The following is a 16,082-nucleotide window of genomic DNA, read 5'->3' as shown; positions in this document are numbered from 1 at the left end:
CCAACATTCACCATAAAATCTTGCTGAATTTCAAACACATAAAAAGATTATGTGTTTTATATTGTTGTTTTAATTATGAATATTTATTGGCACAGTAATTGTTCTTATCTATTCGATGAAAAAATCCATAGATAAGGAAACAGACATGGCAAAACGTCAAATTAAACTCGGTGCTTTTATTCCCGCAACTGCCCAGCATGCCGCTGGCTGGCGTCATCCGGAATCACGTCCGCAGGATCATCTCAATATCGACTACATTATCGAGTTGGCAAAAACCGCTGAGCGGGGCTTGTTTGATGCCTATTTCTTGGCAGATGGCCTTTCAGTCCGTTGGGGATCAGCAGTAGAAGGCCAACTTGGTCTGGGTGATAAAGGCGTTGGCTTTGAACCGGTAACACTCTTTGCGGCTCTCTCTGTGGCAACCAAAAACTTGGGCTTTATCGCTACAGCATCGACCACTTATGAAGATCCCTATATTCTGGCACGTAAATTTGCATCCTTAGATCATATTTCTAAAGGCCGTGCAGCATGGAATGTGGTCACCACTGCATCGGCTGATACTGCACGCAACTTTGGTTTGGAACAACATCCCGAGCCAAAAGTGCGTTATGAACGTGCCGATGAGTTTATTGAAGTCACGCAAAAACTCTGGGATTCTTGGGAAGATGATGCCTTTATCTATAACAAGGAAACTGGGCAGTTCTTCCAGGCAGATAAGGTGCATGAGCCATTACATAAAGGGAAGCATTTCAATGTACAGGGGCCTCTGAATGTTTCTCGCCCACCGCAGGGTTATCCTGTGATTGTTCAAGCGGGTCAATCCGAGAATGGCCGTGAACTGGCAGGAAAATATGCTGAAGTGATCTTTACAGCTCAACAAACGCTAGAAGATGCTCAAGAATTTTATCGCGATGTAAAAAGCCGTTTGCTGAAATATGGCCGCCATCCGGATGACCTGAAAATTATGCCAGGTGTTTCGATTTTCGTCGCCAAAACTGAAGAAGAAGCCAAAGAAAAATATGATTTCCTGAATAGTCTGATTCATCCAAAAGTGGGACTGGCTCTACTCTCAGGTCTATCAGGTGGCATTAACCTGGAGAAATATGATCTGGATGCACCATTCCCGAAACTGGAAGATACTGACATCAATTTCTCTAGCCGCCAGCAGATGATGATTGATATTGCCCGTAAACATAATTTTAGCATTCGCCAGCTTTACCAATATATCGCTTCAGCACGTGGGCACTGGACGCTGGTGGGTACACCAGAACAGGTCGTAGATCAGTTACAGCAATGGTTCGAAAATGAAGCAGCTGATGGCTTTAATGTGCTGCCACCAACCACCCCTGCCGGTCTGAATGATTTTGTTGATTTCATTGTCCCAGAATTACAACGCCGTGACCTATTCCGCACAGAATATGAAGGCAAAACTTTACGTGAAAATTTAGGATTAAAGCGTCCTGAAAATCAGTATGTGACTGAAAGCAAGCTGAACAAGGCAGCTTCCTAATCAAATGCAAGAAGAATGCCCTTCGGGGCATTTTTTTATTGCTTCAGTTATCTAAAAATACACCCAACAAAAAAGCCTGCTTTAACAGGCTTTTTAAGCTTTAAAGGTTTACCAGGCAAACTGGTAATCTGAAAAATGTCGCGGTTTCTGGAACAGCACCTCTTTGCTTGGATCGCTAAAGTCCTGCAAAATATTGTTCTTAATATTGTGCAGACGAACATCCTCACGCTTGCGTGGATGTGGTACAGGTACATCAACTATCCGTTTAATCCGTCCCGGATGTGGTTGCATCACCACCACGCGATCACCCAAGAAAACCGCCTCTTCCACATCATGGGTCACAATGATCATGGTGATCTTTTCTGTTTGCCAGATGCGTTGTAATTCATCCTGCAGATTCTGACGAGTCAAGGCATCCAGTGCACCAAAAGGCTCATCCAGTAACAGGATTTGTGGACGATTTACCAGACTACGGGCAATCGCGACACGCTGGTTCATCCCGCCAGACAGCTGTGATGGATAGGCATTTTTAAAATTGCTGAGATTAACCAATTCCAGATGCTCATCAATCAGTTTGTCTTCTTCAGCGCGGGTTAAGTTACTTTTATGCAAGGCAATACGTACATTTTCCCGAACACTGAGCCATGGAAACAGGCGGTGATCTTGAAAGACAATGCCGCGATTAAGGCTGGTACCAATGGCTTTTTCACCATCCACCAGAATATTGCCCTGATATTGATTTTCCAGACCTACCAACAGGCGAAGCAAGGTGGATTTACCACAGCCACTGCTACCGACAATACTAATGAATTCACCCGGCTGAATATCTAAATTGATATCTTCTAAAACCACCAGATCTTCATTATTTTGCGAGGGATATTTTTTATATAAGTGTTGAATCGACACTGAACCGAGATCTTGCTGTGTCATCGTTCACTCCTTTTTTGATTTAATCCAGATATAGATCTAGAGTTTTGCCAATGACACTTCTGTTGATTTAATCAGCACCACCACTTCCGAACCGATTTTTAAATCCAGATCCTGTACCGAACGGGTACTTATAATTGAAGTAAAAATGCCGGCTTTGGTTTCCACATTTACTTCTGAAACAACACTTCCTTCTACAATTTCCTGAATAACACCTTTAAACTGGTTACGCACGTTAACTGATGTAATTGTCATTATATTTACCCTTTTGGTTATTGATGAGCATAATATAAAAGATTTTACAGTGAATACTTATCTTGATTTAATATTTGATTATCGCTACTGGTTTTATCTTATTTTATGATTAATTTTCTATTTAAACCTATATATACCAGATTGATAATTAAAGACCGATTTATTATTTATAAAAAGTCATGAATTAATAGATGATTGTCTATATTTTAATAATTTGAAATAAGAATTATGTCGATATTTACACATCCCATTATTAGTCAGACAAGACGGCATGAACGGGCGACTGCTACCGTCTTTGAAGACCCGTTGTCTAAAGCCTTGCTGGAACGAATCAAACAGATTGCACCGAGTGATGCCAATGCGTTAATTATCGGTGAAACCGGTACCGGTAAGGAGCTGGTGGCACGCCAGATTCATGATCTGAGTCATCGTGCCCATGGTCCCTTTATCGCAGTGAACTGCGGTGCCTTAACAGAATCGCTGGCCGAAAGTGAGCTTTTTGGGCATGAAAAAGGCGCTTTTACCGGGGCAATTAGCCAGCGTATCGGCTGGTTCGAAGCAGCGCATAATGGCACGCTATTCCTGGATGAAATTGGTGACCTATCCCTGCCAATGCAGGTCAAATTATTGCGGATTTTACAGGAAAGAGAAATTATCCGGGTCGGGTCGCTTAAGCCGATCCCGATCAATGTCCGCATCATTGCTGCAACCAATGTCGATCTGGAAAAGGCAGTGATTGAGGGTAAATTCCGCGAGGATTTATTCTATCGCCTGTATGTGGCATTACTGCGTATTCCACGACTGGCCGACCGTCGTGAAGATATTCTGCCTCTGGCGAAATACTTTGTGGAACGTTACCAGACTAACCCGCATGACACCCCTCTACGTATCTCGGCGCTGGCAGCGAAAAAGCTGATTCAACATCGCTGGCCGGGCAATATCCGTGAGCTGGAAAATACCATGCACCATGCGGTGCTGGTCAGCCGTAATGGCGTCATTGAACCGGAAGATATCAGCTTTTCCAACCTGGTGACTGGCAATATCAAGTCTTCCGGTTTTCCCCAGAGTCAGCCGCATTCATCAACTGACTTGAATATGGAGATTCATAACCTTCAGGATGCTGAACAGTTGCTCCAAGCAACCTTTAAACAGCTGTTTGACGCTTCTGGGCAACTGCCTGATCTGAATATCAATGAACTGATTGAAGAACGCTTTATTCGCAGTGCCTATGAACATTGCCAGTACAACCAGGTACATACTGCAAAGCTGTTAGGAGTGACCCGTAATGTCATTCGGACGCGTTTATTAAAATACGGCCTGATTTAAAAACTATGTGAAAATTATTATTTATATTCATACAATGATATTTTTAATTTTAGATAAGATATTAAAAAACCCGTTTTATTTAAAACGGGTTTTTTATTTTAATTGGATTATTCAACCGGATTTTTCTTCCACTTGGTAAAATGTTTTTCTACCGCAAGTAAACCATAATTAAATGCTAACCCTAAAACAGTCATAATTAAAATACCGACAAACATTTGTGGAATTTCAAAACTATATTGGGAATACATAATCAAATAACCTAAACCAGCTTTAGAACCGAACATTTCTACCGCAACCAGTGCCAGAATCGAAATCGCACCAGCCAGACGGATGCCCACAAAAATAGTCGGTACAGCTGCCGGCAAGATCACTTTTCTAAACAGCTGATACGGTGGCAAACCCATGGTACGTGCAGATTTAATCAGCAATGGATCTACGTTTTGTACCCCTGAAATCGTATTCAGTAAGATTGGCCAAGTGCAGGCATAAACCAGCAAACTGATTTTTGACACTTCACCAATCCCCAAAAACAGGATAAATACCGGCATTAAAGCCAGTGCAGTGGTATTACGGAACAGCTCTAACAATGGATTTAAGGTTTCTGCAATCAGCTTGTACCAGCCAATCAGCAAACCTAGTGGAATAGCCAGTAATATCGCCAAGGTAAAACCAATCACTGAGCGTTGTAGAGAAACTACCAAATGATGGGTCAATTGCCCTGATTGATATAGTTCCCAACCCGTTTGAAATACCTGACTTAAAGGTGGTAGAAAGGCCGCACTAACGACACCCATACGCGGTAAGACTTCCCAAAGCAGGAAGAACAGTACTATGGCAATGGATCGCTTAAACCCAGAACTCAACCAGGTGAGTTGGATATTGAGTTTCTTGCGGTTAAAGGTAGCATTGGGATAGGCCAATGCCTGATTTTTTGCTGTTGTCATATTGATAATCCTCTTTTTTATATTCTTTTAAGCACTGTGCTGTAGCTGCTTGGTCTTTTCTAATGCCTGTGCTTTCACCACTTCTTCACTCAACTGCGACCAGATTCTATGACGTAACCGCCCATATTCTGCCGTTGAACGAACGTCTTCATCTTGCAAACGTAAACTTTCCGGAATCTCGATCACATCCTTAATCCGTCCCGGACGGGAAGTCATGATAGCGACGCGCTGGCTGAGGTAAATCGCTTCATCAATACTATGGGTAATAAAAATGATGGTGGCTTTGGAACTGCGCCAAATGTTCAGCAATTCTTCCTGTAAGGTTTCACGGGTCTGGGCATCCAGTGCAGCAAATGGCTCATCCATCAACAGAATTTCTGGTTCATAGGCCAAGCTGCGGGCAATGGCCACCCGCTGCTTCATCCCGCCAGATAATTCATTCGGATAGTGATTTTCAAAACCAGTTAATCCCACCAGCTGTAAATAATATTTGGCCTTCTCACGACGGGTCTTTTTATCTACGCCTTTGGCTTCCAGACCAAACTCAATATTTTCTAGCGCGGTCAGCCATGGATAGAGCGCATATTGCTGAAACACAATGCCGCGATCCAGACCTGGCTTGGTAATTTCCTTGCCATTCAGCAAAATCTGACCGGAGCTTGGACGGGTTAAGCCCGCAATTAAATCCAGTAAAGTCGATTTGCCACAACCACTCGGCCCCACGATGCATACAAATTCACCTTGCTGAATATCTAGAGTGACATTTTCTACTGCAACAAAAGGTGCAGAGGGCAATTTACCTGTGGTTTTAGCTGGAAATTCTTTACGGACATGGTCCATTTTTAATGCAATCGTCATTGTTATAATCCTTGTGTATTCTGGTCGGCATAAGGGTTGAAACGGTTACTGAAAACGTTTTGCGCATTCAGTACGCCTGGTTTCAGTTTTTGTTCTTTCTCCATGAATTTGATCCATGGCTCGAAGTCTTCTGCCTTCTGCACCCCACCCGCACTATGCACACCATAACTCTGGAAATATGGAATCAGGGCATGATTCTCGTTGCGACCCCGCTCGGAAATGATGCGCTTAAAACGGGCATGTACTTCTTCAACGGGTGTGGTCTGCACCCAGCGATGTGCTTTAGCTACTCCTTCCACAAAGGTCTTTACGACTTCAGGATGTTTCTCGATAAACTCTTTGCGCATCGAGTAGCTCCCTGCGGTGAATGGGCCATATAAATCTACATCTGCAAAAATTTTACGCACACCGCCATTCTTTAAAGCGCGCTGTTCCGTAATGCTGGACAACACAGCGACATCAATTTGCCCGTTACGAAGTGCCTGTTCAGAAGTAATCGGTGGCAGCATGATGAATTCCACCTCTGAAATTTCTTTTGCTGTTAAACCATTTTTTTCCAGCCAATCACGTAGTACAAAATCATGATGAGCGCCGAAGGTATTCATCGCCACTTTCTTGCCAATAAAATCACGCGCGGTACGGATCGGACTATTTTCCAACACGTAGAAGCCTGCTGACTGCTTATAGTCACAACCATAAGAGGCCACTACAGGCACGACATCCAGACCTGCTGCCATCACTTTGACAACTGCGCCATTAAAGGCTGAAGCAAAGTCCACATCTCCTGCCACCAAGGTCAACAGATCCTGTGGTCCGCCTTGTACGGTACCGACATAATTCAGTTGGATATTGCCGAGATAACCCAGGTCTTTGGCCAGCTCTGGCAGGGACACCAGTCCGGCACTACTCTGATAACGCAACTCAGTGACAGGTAATGAGGTATCTGGAGCGCGATTCAGACTGCAGGCAGACAGATTCAGGCCAACCAGTAAGGCAACAGATACTTGTTTTAACCAGATTGATATTTTTTTCATTTCTCTTCTGCTCCTACTTCTGCCATGCCAATAAACGCTGCTCAACTGCCACCAGTAGGCGGTTTAAAATTAAACCGACCACACCAATCACCAACATCCCGAGTAGAATTAATGACACATTAAATTGCTCACGGCCGCGGATCACCAGGTTGCCAAGACCCACACCATAATTGGCCAACAGAAACTCCGAACCAATGGTTGCCAACCAGGCAAAGATCAGTCCCAGTTGTAGTCCAACAAAAATCTGCGGGCTTGCTGCAGGTAAAATCAATTTGCGATAGGTATAAATGGTCGGAAACTGGTAAACCTGAGCAACCTCACGGTATCTGTTGGAGATGCTGCTCACCCCTTCCAGACTATGCAGGGCGACTGGATAAAATACCGATAAGCTGATGAATAAAATTTTGGCGAAATTGCCATACCCTAAAAAGGTTGAGATGAGAGGTAACCAGGCAAACAGCGAGACCTGACGTAATACATGAAAACCTGGTGCAAAGAACCACTGGGCAAACCGTGAAGTTCCCAATAACACACCAAAGGCCACGCCTAGACTGGCCCCGATACTATAGCCAATAAAGTTACGGCTTAAACTGGCGGTAATGCCCTGCCAGAACTGTGCCTCACTCAAGGTTTTGCTGGCAACAACCATGACATCCCAAGGTGAAGGAATCAGTTTGGCATCGATCCAGTTCAGATAAGAAGCCGTACTCCACAGCAGGATAAACTGTGCAGGGACAATCAATGCCTGCAATGCCGTTTTGCTTGGTTTCCATACGGGAGCAGCGATGTTTTTTCCCGGTAAAGCAGTTGTTTTATGTTCTTCTAAAATGAGTTCTGACATGATTTAAGTCCTCACACGTGTTGCATAGAAACGAGCCACACGTTCAAACACAGCAAGAACACTGTCCAGGACATAACCCGTTACGCCAATAAAAATAATGCCCATGAAGACGATATCCAGCTGCATCAGCTGACGTCCCCATACCATGAGGAAACCAATGCCTTCACTGCTGGCAAGCAATTCCACAAAGACCAGAGCCAACCACGCCTGCATGATGCCTTGGCGTAAGCCACTGATAATGGCAGGTAAACTTGCGGGCAAAATCACCCGAGTTAAGGTTTGCAATTTTGAAAATTGGTAAACGCGAGCCACTTCCAGTAACCGGACAGGTACCTGCTGAATGCCCTTAAAGGTTGCAATCAGCACCGGAGCAATCACCGCCAGAGAGATCGCAACAATTTTTAAAGCTTCATCTATACCCAGAAAAATCATTAACAGGGGAATCCAGGCAATGATCGGGAACTGGGCCAAAAGCTGGATACTTGGATAAACCAATTGCTTGGCCTTATTGGACAAGGCAAACCAGGCTCCCAGGATCAGGCCAATACTCGCACCCAGACTGACACTCCAGAAAATGCGTTTGGCGCTGATCAGAAAATTGCTCTGCAGATCGCCTGATTGCCACAGTTCCAGCGTCGTCGTCCAGACCAGCTGTGGTGCTGGCAGGATCTGCTCGGGCAGCCATTGTCGTTCTGTTGCGATATGCCAAAGCGCTAATACGGCCAATGGAATCGCTAGGCCACAACACAGCAACAACAGCGTTTTGACGGCTTTTCTAAGCAATTCAACAGGATTGAAAATGTTTTGCCATGCAAAACTACGGCGTTCAATATGACTGTTACTCATGATTTTTGCCCCTCGAGTTGCTGTGTTGTATTGAGTTGATCATTTTGGATAAATGCCAGAAAGCGCTGGCTGAAATAGATATAAAAAGTCATGCAAGTAAATGCGATTGCAGTCGGCAAGAATAGCCATTGCAATCCAAAACTGGATCCGCAGACCATGCCGATAAAACCGCCAAGCAATCCGCCTAGAGGTCCCACTAATGCCAGAATAGGCGAAACTTTGGTCATTTCTGTTTCTTCACCGACTTTGGCAAAAGACATAAAGTTGGCGATATGCAACACGCCTAGTCCCAAACCCAGCAAGGCACTGGCTGGCCATAAACCCCAAGCCTGCTTCAGTAGCGCTAAGGCAAATAAAGCCCCACTAATCAAAGTCAAACCGATCAGATAAAACTTTTGATAGCCTAGCCATTCTGCAAAGCTCCCCAAGCCAAATAAGGAACCCACAAAGACAATGCCTTGAACTGTGAGTAGCAATACGGCTGAATGTTCAGCAAAAGCGAAATTCTGAATCGCAATGACGACGATAAAGAAACCAAAGGTATTGGTGGCAATACTGCTTAAAATTTCGAGCAGGCACACGGTACGCAGTGGCTGATGACTTTTGATTAAACGCAGTGGCTCAAGAATTTCCTTAAACCGGAATTTCGGTTGAGCATCACGTTCAATCTGGCTTTTTTTCTCGAAGCAGATCGGTGCGAATAACATTGCAACAATAAACAGTGCTGCCACACACCAGAAAGACTTCTGATAACCAAATAACGAGACAAAAAATAGTGCCAGTGATGGACCGATCAGGAAAAAGCCCATCATATGCGAACCACGAAACCAGCCGGCTTTTGCTGCACCAAGACGGCGTAAATGGGTTAAAAAAACCGTATTGATTGAGACAAAACGCATCGGCATTACAAAGCTCACCAAAGCAGTAATCAGTACCAGTGCCCAGGGGTTGTGAAAAAGTGAGGCCAATACAAACAGGATCGCACCTGCAATACTGCCGATACTAAATACTTTCAAGGAACCTAAACGTTTGACCAGGACCCCAATCGGTAAAGCCATCAGTAAGACACCAATACTCTGCGCTGAAGAAATCAAGCCTAACTGTAACGGTGAGGCTTGCAGTTCAACGCCATACAGGGAGGTCAGGACGCGAAATACGCCCATCCCTAAACCTGCCAAAATCGTCAGCACAATAAAGCTGCTCATAAACTTGAAAGACAGCGGTGTTGTGGCGAGATTTGATTCAACCGATGACATCAGAACATCCTTACTTTGGCTGGCCATTGGCATTCAAAGGTCGCCAATAGTTTTCAAGTTTGAGTTCTTTCAGGGCATGGTTCAAATACTTAGGTTCGTACCAGGTTTTGATATCCACATCACGGCGAATGAGTCGTGCTTCTTTAGAGATTTTTGCAGCATCGATATACTGAGCCACATGGAAATCATCTAGCAGCGGGTTAATCCGTTTTTTCAGATCCCAGCCATCCCAGTCTTTTTTATAGTCGATATATGGAATACCGCTTTGTGCCCAAAGCTTGTACTGTTCATTACGGTTAGCTTCCTGACTGCTCCAGTGTGCTTGCTTCACTAAGGTTGTCACCACACGCTGGACAATATCTGGATATTGTCTTTCAAACGCTTCTGTGACCCAGAACGCAGATAAAGCCGAAACTTTTGGATCTTTGGAGGTGATTAAGCGTTTTGCCACACCACGAGCTTCCAGGCTCCAAGGTGTCGTAATCGTGCCGTCGATATCCCCCGTTGCAATCGAGGTACGGGATGAATAGGTATCCTGATTAATAACTCGGAAATCTTTTTCAGATACTCCCTGGCTTTTCAGCAGGCGATGAAGAACGATCTGTCCATTCGTGCCTTTAAAGTTGGCAATTTTCTTGCCTTTTAAATCCGCTAGCGATTTGGCTGTAGAGTCTGACGGCACAACGAAATACACCGGTCCTAAACGCCCAGTACCAAATAACAGTTTGGTTTTCAGGCCTGATGAGCGGCCAACAATCGCGGGCAAATCCCCTTGAGATGCAAAGTCGACTTTACCGTTCGCTAAAGCTTCATTGGTTGCTGGACCTGCGCCTGGGAAGAATAACCAGGTCACTTTAATACCGTCTTTTTTAAATTCCTGTTCCAGTACCCCACGTGCATGTGCTGATGCAATAAAACTGCCGCCAATTTTTGGACGTCCGCCCTCGCCAGCACTAGACACAGAAATACGGATTTCTTTCGGTGCTGCCGCAGACACCTGAACACTTAGACCTAATGCTGAAAGTGCCAGTAAACTTGCGGTAATTTTTTTAGAGAGAAATTTCATTTTTAAAACAATCCTGTTGAATAATTAGAAGGTGTATTGGAATTGACCCACGACTTCATTAAAGTCTTTTTGGGAACTGGTTTCGTTTTGGTATTTGGTATGGTTCAGGGCTAGCTGGAACTTAGTGGTTTGCGCGAAGAAGAAGTTCAGGCCCAGCGAGTGCTTGTCATATTCACCCCAGCCATTGCCAGGCACACCAACCACGTCCTGATCTTTGTTCGGGTTATAGTTGTCATAGCGGTAATAGCCCTGGATTGACTTCGGCCAGAAATCGTCAAATTTGGCATTGGATTTGATACTGTTATAGAACTGGTCACCCAAGGTATAGAACAAGGTAAAGGTATGCCCTTCAGCCGTGGTATCAACCAGCTCATTCACAGGCGTGGCTTTTTCTGTTTTAGCCTGAATGTATTCGTAGGTCACACCAAACGGTGCATGGTTGTAGTAAATATCAAAGCCTAAAATATCGCGCTTGCCATGATCGCTAAGCAAAAGCCCATCATTTTTGATATTGTTCTTACCTTTTAAATACGACACACCGAATTTCAGCTCACGGAAAATGCTGGCATAGTCCACAGGCAAGGTATAAGCCAGACGTGCCAGATAATCTTTGCCCTCATTATCATCGGTCTTGTTGATCCCATTACCATTAGTCACACCAAATGCATATTCCAGTAATGGAGCGCGGTAATTTGCACCGTAATCGACATAAGGTTTGGCATCACCACGTACAATTAAACCGTTTTGACGTGCTGTTAGACCTAACTGTACAGGCGCGATCGCCTGAGTAATGGTTGGACGTAAATCTTCAGGTGACTGCGCTTCCAGACCAAACGGAATGAGTTGCTGACCCAACGTTGCATTTAAACGGGGTTGTTCCAAACCGGAGTTGGTCGAGAAAAAGTTGTAGCGTAGAAAAGCATCCTGCAAATTGAAGTTACTGTTATTACCCGCAGTCCCAGTCTGTTTGGCATAACTGAAAGACAGCTGGTAATCCAGATTTTTGCCTTCATTATAATCACGGAATAAATTACCACGCACCCCAATCAGTGCTGTTGGAATATCAAACGTTGATTTGCGCTCACCCACGGGTGCCGGATTACCTGCAGTCGTCCCCTCGTCCTGATAAGAGGCACGTACCTGTACCGTTCCGTATAAAGTCGTATCACGTGCGGATTTCACTGTTTGACGTTCATACTGACGGGAATGGTCATATTTGAAATTCTCGATATCCCCTTTTAAGCCATCGATGTCATCTGTTGTGACTTCACGCGCAATCAGCTCAGCACCTTCCCCATCTTCCGTAAACTCTGTATGCGTCGCTTCACTTTGGTCACTCGTAGACAGCGTGGTATTGTGTTTTTGTTCCAGCTGCACAAAGCGTTTCTGTAAGACGTCAATCTGTGCTTTAAGCTGTTTTAACTCAGCCTGAGTCGTGTCATCTGCATACGCACTGAGAGAGATCCCTTGAATAATCAATGCAACGGATACAGCCAATAAATGTTGTTTACCCACAAAAAATTCCTGAATCATTAAAATAAAAGACGAAAAATCCCCAGTCCGCCTGCTGGCACAAGCGGACGATATTTTTGAATTAAGGGGTTATGCTGCGTTTTGTTGGTTTAATTTGGCTTCCACCTGGGTTCCCTTAAAGAAGTCAGGATTATTCGCGGTATAGAACTGATACGGATTGGTGAATACAAGTGACTTGAAGTCTTCTACGGTAATCGCCCCTTCTTGCACCAAATCCCAGGTTTCTGCCAGTGGCTCAGTCAGTTCAGGAACATCCCAATGACCCGAATCTGAAGAATATAAAGCATTAATTTTCTGGCCAAATGGATTCCCTTTTGGATTTAAAGCCCCCACAATCGTGCGGTCATCTGCTTCATTGCCGAAGTAGAAATTTGGTACCCAGCGATCCCAGATATCCTGTTTGCTTTGAATTTTTGCCAGAGCAAAATCATTAATTTCTTCTGGTTTCTGCGCTTGGAAACGTCCCGTACCTGCCACCCCAAATAAGCTTTCAATAATCTCTTGCTCATTCAATTCACGGCCCTGATATAAGGTATGACCATATTGACGATACAACTCAACCGCTAACTCATGATTCAGGCGTTCCGGGTTGTATTGCTGTACATGTTCATTGCCACGTTTTTCAAAGCGGTCAACCAGATGTGTCAACACGTTTTGACCCCATGCTGCACCTGCTTCTAATAGCGCAATGCGCAGTTGTGGAATACGCTCAGTCACGCCACCAAAGAACAAGGCTTTAGCCAGTGCTTCAGAAGCATCTGCAAAGTGGTTAATGTGATTGAACATATAGTTTGTTGGTGAATTACGTGCCACCCAGCTTTGGCTACCTGAGTGTGTCGACAGGTTGATGCCCAGTTCCACACTCTTTTGCCAGAATGGGTCGTAGTCATATTCACTATCGATGCCGAAGAAATCCAGCCAATACGCATAACGGCGTAGATCCGTATCTTCAGGATAACGATCTGCGATAGTTTTAATCGGCCGGCGGACTGCACCTGGAATCAAGGCTGTTTTTAGTCCCAACTTTTGTGCAAATTCCAGTTCCTCAATACCCTCTTGTGGCGTATTCAGTGGAATTGCAGCGACTGGGGTCAAACGGTCTGCATAAGGCTTATAGACATCGGCATGGAAATGATTAATGGCACGAGTCAAAGATAAACGCAGATCATCATTAGATGAGTTGATTGGGAACAAAGACAGGTTTGGATACAGTACCGCATAGTCTGTACCGAGCTCTTCTAAACGCTCATATAACAAACCTGGTAAGGCTACAGTTGCCAGGTCATAGGTATTTTCAGATGGTAGCGCCCAGAATGGGGGACGGAATAAACGACGGTCTTTACGCTCTTGTGGCGTTGCGCTATACCATTCTGCAGCTAAAGCATTTAAGCCATTACTTTTTAAATGAGTCCGGAACAGATCTACAATACGTGAACCACCGTATTGTGCAATATAGTCTTCCAGTGCCGGGCTATAGGCATTGGTATGAATATCCGTATCAATCACCGGAAAATCGAGCTGGGATTTCACCTGCGCTGAACGAGAAGTCTTGCCTTTTAAATCTTTTAAAATAGTCATGGGGGAGTACCTAGTTTGTTATCTTTTCACTCTCCCTATATGGCAACAAGCATGCCAATTATTTAATTTATTGTTTTTATTTACTTTTATAAAAATATCCAGAGTATTTATGTTGGTTTTTAACCGCTTTCAGTGTTGAAAATTCAACATTTGCTTATATCAATTCAGCTTTAATCCCTATTTTATTTTCTATTTTTAAGATAAATAAAACTTCCTGAATATTAAAATTTCATTAGTTCCAATATCAAAAAAGCCCACCTCTGTGAGCTTTTATTTGATTGATTTTCAAAACTTAAGCAGATTTCTTGGAACGATTCCCAAGCTTGGTCGCAAAAGCGGTTACTTTCTGGTAGCCCGCTGGCAGGATACGCTGCATCAGATCAATCGCTTTAGCATCATTACCGATCAGCAAGCGGCGTTTGTTTTTCAGAACTGCATCGAGAATCTGGCGCGCCGCTTCTTCCGGCGGACAACGCAGCAGCTTGTTAAAGTTCTGCGCTGATTTTTCCGGATGCATGCCGAGACTACGGATACTGTCATTCATTTTTGCCGCATTGGCGATATTGGTCCGGATCCCGCCCGGATGCACACACAGCGCACTGACGCCACAGTTTTCCATATCCAGTTCCTGACGTAGCGATTCGGTAAAGCCACGTACCGCAAACTTGGTGGCGTTATACCCCGATTGTGTCGGTTGCGCGGTCAGGCCAAACAGGCTGGAGATATTAATGATATGCCCTTCGCCCGTTTTCTTGATCAGCGGCAGGAATTCCTTGGTCCCATAGACGACACCCCAGAAATTAATCCCGACAATCCATTCCAGCTCGTCATAGCTGGCGCCTTCCACGGTAGAACCCAGTGCCACGCCTGCATTATTAAAGATCATGTTCACGCTGCCATGATCTTTCTCGACTTCAGCTGCCCAGGCACGTATTTCTTCCAGATTCGCCACATTGACCTTTTTGCTGGTGACACGGACATTGGCATCTTTGAGCAACTCAACGGTATTAGCCAGACCTTGTTCATTGACATCACTTAATGCCAGATGACAGCCCTGTTTTGCCAGTAACACGGCCAACTGCTGGCCGATCCCAGACCCTGCCCCGGTAATCGCAGCAACTTTATTATTAAAATTTTTCATGGTTTTCCCTTATGAATGACACTGCCCGCGCGGACAGTGTTTCTGGTTCTGTCGTGCTTCATGCAGCAATTCTCCCCAATATAGTTTTGACAATATTCATTGTCAATCAAACTGACTTGTCTATTCGGGCCAAGATGATTTGGTCGACCAGAGCATAGGTACAACAGCAATTTATTGATAAGATATTCAAAATTTTGGTGTATATGAGCCTGTTCATCCTATGACACAGTCAGCAACTTCTGAGAAAAAACAACAAAAAACGGTAGCAAAGGAACGCCAGTTTAAGGGCCTATCTATGACTGAGCGTCAGCAGGCACGCCGGGAAAAGCTGATTGAAGCCGGTATTCAGGCTTATGGTACCCATGGCTTTTTTTCTGTGACGGTCAAAGATATTTGTAATGAAGCCAAGCTGACCGAGCGTTATTTCTATGAGTCATTCAAGAAAAGCGAACATTTGTTCCAGACCATTTTCCTGAAACTGATTGATGAACTGCAGCAAAATGTCATGCAGGCGATGATGCAGGCTTCCTCCGATCCGAAGAAAATGATTGAAGCAGGTTTGACCGCTCTACTCACCACCTTACGTGATAACCCACGGATGGCCCGGATTATCTATATTGATGCCATGCTGGTGCAGGAACTGCATAATCAGGCCACCATTCATGAAACCATGAGCCGTTTTGACCGCATGATTCAGGCCTTTGTCATGCTGATGATGCCAAACTTGAGCCGTTCCGAACAGGAAATTTCGCTGGTCTCTACCGGCTTAAATGGCTATGTGACCCAGATCGCAATTCGCTGGGTCATGAGCGGCTTTAAACAGTCGATGGAAGAAGTGTTGTCATCATGCAGTATTGTGTTCCTGACCCTGTTTGAGACCTTTGCCGAGAAAAAGTAGTGAATTTTGAATAGCCAAATAACATGATTTCAGTTGTTTAAAAATGATATTTGGTCGAGTACGGATTGT

The 16,082-nt window shown here is 44.5% G+C and carries 15 protein-coding genes; 3 read left to right on the top strand and 12 right to left on the bottom strand.

Features of this window, described 5'->3' with window-relative positions; genetic code table 11:
- Positions 1-145: 145 nt before the first annotated feature.
- Positions 146-1,510, top strand: coding sequence for an LLM class flavin-dependent oxidoreductase (locus GW12_RS10750; RefSeq protein WP_034587350.1), 1,365 nt, complete (start codon positions 146-148; stop codon positions 1,508-1,510).
- 108 nt (positions 1,511-1,618) lie between these two features.
- Here GW12_RS10750 and GW12_RS10745 read toward each other — a convergent pair whose 3' ends face one another.
- Entirely contained in the window at positions 1,619-2,440 is an 822-nt protein-coding gene (locus tag GW12_RS10745; RefSeq protein ID WP_034587349.1) for an ABC transporter ATP-binding protein, read from the bottom strand.
- A 36-nt stretch (positions 2,441-2,476) separates the two neighbouring features.
- Entirely contained in the window at positions 2,477-2,692 is a 216-nt protein-coding gene (locus tag GW12_RS10740; RefSeq protein WP_034587347.1) for a molybdopterin-binding protein, read from the bottom strand.
- Between the two features lie 228 nt (positions 2,693-2,920).
- Here GW12_RS10740 and GW12_RS10735 point away from each other — a divergent pair, with 228 nt between their 5' ends.
- On the top strand, positions 2,921-4,018 hold the full coding sequence (locus GW12_RS10735) for a sigma-54-dependent Fis family transcriptional regulator (RefSeq protein ID WP_034587345.1): 1,098 nt from the start codon (positions 2,921-2,923) through the stop codon (positions 4,016-4,018).
- Positions 4,019-4,125: 107 nt separating this feature from the next.
- On the opposite strand, the gene GW12_RS10730 is transcribed toward GW12_RS10735, so the two are convergent.
- From GW12_RS10730 to GW12_RS10685, 10 genes are all read right to left on the bottom strand, one after another.
- Positions 4,126-4,962: an ABC transporter permease gene (locus GW12_RS10730; RefSeq protein WP_034587343.1), complete on the bottom strand. Its 837-nt coding sequence runs from the start codon at positions 4,960-4,962 to the stop codon at positions 4,126-4,128.
- A gap of 27 nt (positions 4,963-4,989) precedes the next feature.
- Positions 4,990-5,820, bottom strand: a complete 831-nt coding sequence (locus tag GW12_RS10725; RefSeq protein ID WP_034587340.1) for an ABC transporter ATP-binding protein — start codon at positions 5,818-5,820, stop codon at positions 4,990-4,992.
- A gap of 2 nt (positions 5,821-5,822) precedes the next feature.
- Complete coding sequence (locus GW12_RS10720) at positions 5,823-6,854, bottom strand: ABC transporter substrate-binding protein (RefSeq protein ID WP_034587338.1); 1,032 nt, start codon at positions 6,852-6,854, stop codon at positions 5,823-5,825.
- A gap of 13 nt (positions 6,855-6,867) precedes the next feature.
- Positions 6,868-7,695 (bottom strand): ABC transporter permease, encoded by an 828-nt coding sequence (locus GW12_RS10715; protein ID WP_081403494.1) that lies wholly within the window; start codon positions 7,693-7,695, stop codon positions 6,868-6,870.
- A gap of 3 nt (positions 7,696-7,698) precedes the next feature.
- Positions 7,699-8,541 carry an ABC transporter permease gene (locus GW12_RS10710; RefSeq protein WP_034587337.1) on the bottom strand — a complete coding sequence of 281 codons (843 nt, stop codon included), beginning with the start codon at positions 8,539-8,541 and terminating at the stop codon, positions 7,699-7,701.
- Complete coding sequence (locus GW12_RS10705) at positions 8,538-9,797, bottom strand: MFS transporter (protein WP_034587404.1); 1,260 nt, start codon at positions 9,795-9,797, stop codon at positions 8,538-8,540. Before GW12_RS10705 ends, GW12_RS10710 begins: the two co-directional genes overlap by 4 nt.
- A 10-nt stretch (positions 9,798-9,807) precedes the next feature.
- Complete coding sequence (locus GW12_RS10700) at positions 9,808-10,863, bottom strand: ABC transporter substrate-binding protein (protein WP_034587336.1); 1,056 nt, start codon at positions 10,861-10,863, stop codon at positions 9,808-9,810.
- 24 nt (positions 10,864-10,887) lie between these two features.
- Positions 10,888-12,396 carry an OprO/OprP family phosphate-selective porin gene (locus tag GW12_RS10695; RefSeq protein ID WP_227504165.1) on the bottom strand — a complete coding sequence of 503 codons (1,509 nt, stop codon included), beginning with the start codon at positions 12,394-12,396 and terminating at the stop codon, positions 10,888-10,890.
- Between the two features lie 69 nt (positions 12,397-12,465).
- On the bottom strand, positions 12,466-13,974 hold the full coding sequence (locus GW12_RS10690) for an amidohydrolase family protein (RefSeq protein WP_034587334.1): 1,509 nt from the start codon (positions 13,972-13,974) through the stop codon (positions 12,466-12,468).
- Between the two features lie 292 nt (positions 13,975-14,266).
- On the bottom strand, positions 14,267-15,115 hold the full coding sequence (locus GW12_RS10685) for an SDR family oxidoreductase (RefSeq protein WP_034587333.1): 849 nt from the start codon (positions 15,113-15,115) through the stop codon (positions 14,267-14,269).
- A 220-nt stretch (positions 15,116-15,335) separates the two neighbouring features.
- On the opposite strand from GW12_RS10685, the gene GW12_RS10680 reads away from it, so the two are divergent.
- The gene (locus GW12_RS10680; protein ID WP_034587332.1) at positions 15,336-16,013 is read left to right on the top strand and encodes a TetR/AcrR family transcriptional regulator; all 678 of its coding nucleotides are present in this window, start codon (positions 15,336-15,338) and stop codon (positions 16,011-16,013) included.
- Positions 16,014-16,082 lie beyond the last annotated feature (69 nt).

It is taken from the genome of Acinetobacter sp. HR7 (genome assembly GCF_000773685.1).
Taxonomy (GTDB): Bacteria; Pseudomonadota; Gammaproteobacteria; order Pseudomonadales; family Moraxellaceae; genus Acinetobacter; species Acinetobacter thermotolerans.
Note: the sequence above shows the minus strand (reverse complement) of the source record. Positions and strands in the feature narration are given on the sequence as shown.

What these genes read in the sequence shown, in the direction of transcription:
- GW12_RS10720 (WP_034587338.1), bottom strand. Translation starts at nt 6,854, where the DNA reads ATGAAAAAAATATCAATCTGGTTAAAACAAGTATCTGTTGCCTTACTG.
- GW12_RS10705 (WP_034587404.1), bottom strand. Translation starts at nt 9,797, where the DNA reads ATGTCATCGGTTGAATCAAATCTCGCCACAACACCGCTGTCTTTCAAG.
- GW12_RS10740 (WP_034587347.1), bottom strand. Translation starts at nt 2,692, where the DNA reads ATGACAATTACATCAGTTAACGTGCGTAACCAGTTTAAAGGTGTTATT.
- GW12_RS10700 (WP_034587336.1), bottom strand. Translation starts at nt 10,863, where the DNA reads ATGAAATTTCTCTCTAAAAAAATTACCGCAAGTTTACTGGCACTTTCA.
- GW12_RS10745 (WP_034587349.1), bottom strand. Translation starts at nt 2,440, where the DNA reads ATGACACAGCAAGATCTCGGTTCAGTGTCGATTCAACACTTATATAAA.
- GW12_RS10690 (WP_034587334.1), bottom strand. Translation starts at nt 13,974, where the DNA reads ATGACTATTTTAAAAGATTTAAAAGGCAAGACTTCTCGTTCAGCGCAG.
- GW12_RS10685 (WP_034587333.1), bottom strand. Translation starts at nt 15,115, where the DNA reads ATGAAAAATTTTAATAATAAAGTTGCTGCGATTACCGGGGCAGGGTCT.
- GW12_RS10730 (WP_034587343.1), bottom strand. Translation starts at nt 4,962, where the DNA reads ATGACAACAGCAAAAAATCAGGCATTGGCCTATCCCAATGCTACCTTT.
- GW12_RS10715 (WP_081403494.1), bottom strand. Translation starts at nt 7,695, where the DNA reads ATGTCAGAACTCATTTTAGAAGAACATAAAACAACTGCTTTACCGGGA.
- GW12_RS10695 (WP_227504165.1), bottom strand. Translation starts at nt 12,396, where the DNA reads ATGATTCAGGAATTTTTTGTGGGTAAACAACATTTATTGGCTGTATCC.
- GW12_RS10680 (WP_034587332.1), top strand. Translation starts at nt 15,336, where the DNA reads ATGACACAGTCAGCAACTTCTGAGAAAAAACAACAAAAAACGGTAGCA.
- GW12_RS10725 (WP_034587340.1), bottom strand. Translation starts at nt 5,820, where the DNA reads ATGACGATTGCATTAAAAATGGACCATGTCCGTAAAGAATTTCCAGCT.
- GW12_RS10750 (WP_034587350.1), top strand. Translation starts at nt 146, where the DNA reads ATGGCAAAACGTCAAATTAAACTCGGTGCTTTTATTCCCGCAACTGCC.
- GW12_RS10710 (WP_034587337.1), bottom strand. Translation starts at nt 8,541, where the DNA reads ATGAGTAACAGTCATATTGAACGCCGTAGTTTTGCATGGCAAAACATT.
- GW12_RS10735 (WP_034587345.1), top strand. Translation starts at nt 2,921, where the DNA reads ATGTCGATATTTACACATCCCATTATTAGTCAGACAAGACGGCATGAA.